This window comes from Stenotrophomonas maltophilia group sp. RNC7, assembly GCF_030910085.1.
Taxonomy (GTDB): Bacteria; Pseudomonadota; Gammaproteobacteria; order Xanthomonadales; family Xanthomonadaceae; genus Stenotrophomonas; species Stenotrophomonas sepilia.
The window spans coordinates 1-331 of sequence record NZ_JAVFVN010000303.1 but is presented as its reverse complement, the minus strand read 5'-3'; the positions used below and the strand labels follow the sequence as shown (position 1 = coordinate 331).

Below are 331 nucleotides of genomic sequence, written 5' to 3'. Positions count from 1 at the left end.
TATCTTCAACTGCTTTATATAAATCTCCAGTTGACAAGGTAAATCCAAATTTTGAATCAATTTGCCCTGTTTGTATATAATTGTGTGTATGGGCCTCGATTCCTGGTGTAATTCTAAAATAGATTTTTTGCTTTTTATTTTTCTGTCCACATATTTGCTCCAAAAGATCCAGCTCGTAGTAATTATCTACTACAAATCTGCCAACACCCAATTCTACACCCATTTCTATTTCTTTTTTTGTTTTGTTATTTCCATGAAATAATATTTTATCCATTGGAAAACCTGATCTTTGAGCGGTATACAATTCACCGCCAGATACCACATCCAAATA

The 331-nt window shown here is 32.6% G+C and carries 1 pseudogene; it reads right to left on the bottom strand.

Annotated features, from left to right (window positions below):
• Window positions 1-331, bottom strand: a pseudogene (locus RCF13_RS05155) (diaminopimelate decarboxylase); the annotation flags it as partial.